Annotated in this window: 2 protein-coding genes; one reads left to right on the plus strand and one right to left on the minus strand. The window is 76.7% G+C overall.

The features are described 5' to 3' along the window. Positions 1-68: 68 nt before the first annotated feature. Positions 69-1223 (minus strand): alanine racemase, encoded by a 1155-nt coding sequence (gene alr / locus CCN51_RS51720; protein WP_014178816.1) that lies wholly within the window; start codon positions 1221-1223, stop codon positions 69-71. A 96-nt stretch (positions 1224-1319) separates the two neighbouring features. Between alr and CCN51_RS51725 the strand changes: the two genes are divergently transcribed. Beyond that, positions 1320-2768: an NAD(P)H-hydrate dehydratase gene (locus CCN51_RS51725; protein WP_014178815.1), complete on the plus strand. Its 1449-nt coding sequence runs from the start codon at positions 1320-1322 to the stop codon at positions 2766-2768. Positions 2769-2819: the final 51 nt, after the last annotated feature.

Genomic DNA, 2819 nt, shown 5'->3' on the forward strand with positions numbered 1-2819 from the left:
CCACCCCACGGCCGTCGCCCCCGCCGCCACCCGTGCCGCCGTCTCTGCCGTGCTGTCGCCTTCCATGGTCAGTTCCCTGTGCCCTCAGCCCGACCGACATAAACGCGCGGCACACGCGCCGAGATCCGCGTGACGATCTCGTACGCGATCGAGCCGACCGCCCGCGCCCAGTCCTCCGCGGTCGGCTCGCCCCGGTCACCGGGCCCGAACAGCACCGCCTCGTCCCCGGGCGCCGCGGCGTCCCCGCCGAGGTCCACCACGAACTGGTCCATCGCCACCGTGCCCGCGACCGTCCGCCACTTACCCGCGACCAGGACCGGACCGGTCCCCGAGGCGTGCCGCGGAACCCCGTCCGCGTAGCCCACCGGCACCAGCGCGAGCGTGGTCGGGCCAGGGGTGATGTAGCGGTGCCCGTACGACACGCCGTGTCCGCCCGGCACCCGCTTCACCGAGGCCAGCGAGGCGACCAGTGTCATCACCGGCCGCAGCCCGAAGTCGCCCGGATGGCCGACCTCGGGGCTCGGCGAGATCCCGTACACCGCGATCCCGGTCCGTACCAGGTCGAAATGCGACTCGGGCAGGGTCAGCGTCGCCGGCGAGTTGGCGATATGCCGCACCTCCGGGCGCAGCCCCGCCTGCTCGGCCTGCGCCAGCAGCGTCCGGAACACCTTCAGTTGCGCGGCGATCGAGGGGTGCCCCGGCTCGTCCGCGCAGGCGAAGTGCGACCACAGACCGGTCACCGTGACCGTGCCCTCAGCCTCGGCGGCGCGCGCGGCGGCGACGAGTTCCGGCCAGTCCGCGGGCGGGCAGCCGTTGCGGCCGAGCCCCGTGTCCGCCTTCAGCTGGACGCGCGCGGTACGGCCGCACTCCCGGGCCGCGGCCACGGCCTCCCGCAGCGCCCACATCGCGCTCAGCGACACGTCGACATCAGCCTCGATCGCCTCCCGCCACGGGCCGCCCGGCGTCCACAGCCAGCACAGCAACCGGCCCGTGTCGCCCGCGGCGCGCAGCGCCAGCGCCTCCTCGGGCGTGGCCGTGCCCAGCCAGCTCGCGCCCGCCTCACGCGCGGCGCGCGCGCACGGCACCGCGCCGTGGCCGTAGGCGTCCGACTTGACCACGGCCATCAGCTCGGCCCCGGGCGCCGCCGCGCGCAGCGCCCGCACATTGGCCCGCAGGGCGGCCAGGTCGACCACGGCACGGGCACGCATCGGTGTCTCGTTCATCAGCGCCAGTCTCTCAGGCCCGCCCCGCGCCCGGAGCGCGTGCTTCCGTAACAAGGCGCCCGGCGGGTCCGGGCAGGGTCCGGGAAACTGGTCGCCATGAGGATTGCCTACAGCGTCGAGACCGTACGGGCCGCAGAACGGGACTTGATGGCGCGGCTGCCCCAAGGAGCGCTCATGCAGCGCGCGGCCGCGGGCCTGGCAGCCGCCTGCGCGGGGCTGCTGGGCCGCGTCTACGGGGCCCGGGTGGCCCTCCTGATCGGCAGCGGCGACAACGGCGGCGACGCCCTGTACGCCGGGGCCCGCCTCGCCCGTCGCGGGGCCGGGGTGACGGCGGTCCTGCTGGCCCCCGACCGCGCCCACGCGGGCGGGCTGCGGGCGCTGCGCGACGCGGGCGGCCGGGCCGTCCCCACCGATGATTCCTCCACCGAGACGGTCCTGGCCCAGGCCGACCTGGTCCTCGACGGCATCGTCGGCATCGGCGGCAAGGGCGGTCTGCGCCCCGACGCCGAACGCCTGACCCGCGCCGTACGCGGCACCATGGTCGCCGTCGACCTGCCCAGCGGTGTGGACGCCGACACCGGCGAGGTGCGCGGCCCCGCCGTACGCGCCGACGCGACCGTCACCTTCGGCACCTACAAGCCCGGCCTGCTCATCGACCCCGCCCATGAACGCGCGGGCGCGCTGCGCCTGATCGACATCGGCCTGGCCCCCCATCTGCCGCCCGTCCCCGACGCCGAGGCCCTGCAGCACGGCGACATCGCGGCCCTCCTCCCCCGCCCCGACGCGGAGAGCGACAAGTACCGCCGCGGCGTCGTCGGCGTCGTGGCCGGCTCGGCCCGCTACCCGGGCGCCGCCGTCCTCGCCGTCGCGGGCGCCCTGCGCGGCGGGGCGGGCGCGGTCCGCTACGTCGGCCCGGCCGCCGATGCCGTCATCACCCGCTTCCCCGAAACCCTCGTCCACTCCGGCCCGCCCCACAAGGCGGGCCGCGTCCAGGCCTGGGTGGTCGGCCCCGGCCTCGGCGACGACGCGGTCGCCCGCCAGTCCCTCGACGACGTCCTCGCCTCCAACGTCCCCGTCCTCGTCGACGCCGACGGCCTCCGCCTGCTCCCGCCCGGCGACCTGCGCTCCCGCGACGCCGCCACGATCCTCACCCCGCACGCCGGAGAGGCCGCGGCGCTGCTCGGCGTCCCGCGCAGGGAGGTCGAACAGACCCGCCTCGCCTCCGTCCGCGCCCTCGCCGAGCGCTACGGCGCCACGGTCCTCCTCAAGGGCTCCACCACGCTCGTCTGCTCCGGCTCCGGCCCCGTACGCGTCAACCCCACCGGCACCGGCTGGCTCGCCACGGCAGGCAGCGGCGACGTCCTCTCCGGCCTCACCGGCTCCCTCCTCGCCACCGGCCTCTCCCCCCACGACGCCGCCTCCGCCGGCGCCTACCTCCACGGCCTGGCCGCCCGCCACGCCACAGCCCCCACCGGCGCCCCCATCGCCGCGTACGACGTGGCGACGGCCCTGCCGGAGGTCTGGCGGAACGTGCTGCTGGGCTGAGCGGGGTCCCTGCGGGTGCGTGGGGGGTGCGCCTGCTGTTCGGTGGTGGGT

The organism is Streptomyces milbemycinicus, assembly GCF_002154605.1.
Taxonomy (GTDB): Bacteria; Actinomycetota; Actinomycetes; order Streptomycetales; family Streptomycetaceae; genus Streptomyces; species Streptomyces milbemycinicus.

Coding starts and splice junctions, on each gene's coding strand:
- alr (WP_014178816.1), bottom strand. CDS start 1,223: ATGAACGAGACACCGATGCGTGCCCGTGCCGTGGTCGACCTGGCCGCC.
- CCN51_RS51725 (WP_014178815.1), top strand. CDS start 1,320: ATGAGGATTGCCTACAGCGTCGAGACCGTACGGGCCGCAGAACGGGAC.